The sequence below is a fragment of the Nonomuraea sp. NPDC049784 genome, from assembly GCF_040659615.1.
In the GTDB taxonomy this organism is placed as follows: Bacteria; Actinomycetota; Actinomycetes; order Streptosporangiales; family Streptosporangiaceae; genus Nonomuraea.
Map to the genome: position 1 here is coordinate 1 of NZ_JBFAMX010001099.1, position 1,932 is coordinate 1,932.

General features: G+C 68.4%; 1 protein-coding gene. It reads left to right on the top strand.

Annotated features, from left to right (window positions below):
* Nucleotides 1-1,589 (top strand): hypothetical protein (locus AB0J09_RS63650; protein WP_360714079.1); only part of this gene is annotated, 1,589 nt, incomplete at its 5' end.
* Nucleotides 1,590-1,932 lie beyond the last annotated feature (343 nt).

Consider the following 1,932-nt stretch of genomic DNA (forward strand, 5'->3'; position numbering starts at 1 on the left):
TCGCCGCGGTGCTGACCTGCCTGCTGCTGTCCATCAACCACACCGGCAAGGCCACGCTCGTCGAGGCATGGCGGATCGCCGCGTTCTGCCTGACCGCCGCCGCACGCCATCGGCTCGGCCTGCCCGACATCAACCCCAAAGATGTCCACCAGGTGCTCGCCTCTTCTCGCCGCTTCTACCGGGCCTTCGACCGGCTGACCACCGTGCTGGATCCAGCCCGCCACGATCGGCGCGTCCGCCTGCCCCAGCACCAGGCCGACACGCTGGCCACCGCCTGGGAGGATGACGACCCAGCACACGCGCGCAAGCGGGAACTGCTGCAGGACATCGTCACCGCGCTGGTGCTCACCCCGGTGCGCTGGGCCAAAGGGCGGGGCTACCTCCGCCACTTCCGCGGCGATATCGGCATCAACACCACCGCCACCCCGGTCTTCGCCCGCCCACCCCACGCCCGCCGCTCCACCGGCGAACTCATCGCCTCCACCGAAATCACCGCAGGCCGGCACCACTCGGCCGGCAACGACCCACCCGAATACGGCTACAGCGCCACCCTCACCGTCGCCGCCCGCACCCGCTCCGTGCTCGGTTCCTTCCCGCACCTGGCACTCGGCCTGGTCCTCGACACCCCGCACAAACGCATCGGCGCCGACGCCATCACCACTCTGCGCCCACTGACCGGGCTCGGCCTGCCCGCCGCCTTCGCCGTCGTCGACCGCGCCTACACCAACCAGCAACCCGCTCACTTCGCCCAACCCGCACGCGAACTCGGCTACAAACTCGCCCTCGATTACAAAGTGGATCAACGGGGAGTGCAGGGCAGCGCCCACGGCGCCCTGCTCATCGACGGCTCCCCGGCCTGCCCGCTGATGCCCGACAGGCTCGCGCAGGCCACCACCGGCCTGGACGACGCCGCCATCCGCACCCCATCGAAAGAACTCACCGCGCTCATCAGCGCGCGAGAGCCATACTTGCTGCGCCTCAAACAAAACGCGAACGCAGACGGCGCCCTCCGCTTTCAGTGCCCGGCAGCAGGCACCTCCCCGTCGGTCACCTGCCCCCGCTTCAACCGCCTCCACCAGCGCGGACCCAACCGGCCCGCCGCAGTCGACCTCACCAACACCCGGCAACGAGGCGCTCACCCGGCGGCCAAACCCCGCGTCCTTCCCCCACAGCCCGACCTGAAGGCCGGCGAGCTGCCGAGGATCTGCCATCAGCACACCATCACCGTCCGCAAGGACGACCTCGGCCACCTCGACAAGTTCCGCCAGGACGTGGCCTACCTCACTCCTGCCTGGATCGGAACCTACAAGTCCGTCCGGGCCAACACCGAGGGCCTCAACGGCAGGATCAAGGGACACGATCTTGATCTCGGCGATCCCAAGAACCGGCTCGCCCACGGACGCGTCGCCCAGACCATCCTGGTCGCGTTGCTCGTCGCGGTCGCCAACGACCAGTTCCTCGATCAGTGGTGCCACATCCACGAGCCTCAAGACGAGCCCGTCACCCTCGCCGACACTCCGCAGACTCCGGCCGAGGCCTTCGACGGCACACCACACGCAGGCCAGAGCAGGCCACCACCCACCCCATAAGCCGCAAAACCCGCCACCCCGCCGCAGCGCCTCGCCCACCGTCGGCTTCGCCATGCCCAACGGCCGGATCTCGGTCCTCCACCAGCGGCCTGACACCACCCGAGCCTTCCCAGATGCCCGTTCCGCAGTTCCCAGACCAGGACGAACCCGATTCGGAAACCTCTGAAACGACAAGATCCCGCCCGATCGCAATGATCAGACGGGATCCCGTCAACTTCAGTCCGGCCGTCTCAAGAACGGCCCCTGGTGGGGTGTTCACGAATAGCCCCGACCTGGGCCGGAAGAACGGTCGAGAAGATCGCTTCCCGGCGTAGCGCTGATCGTTTCCCAGAGTGCGGGAGCG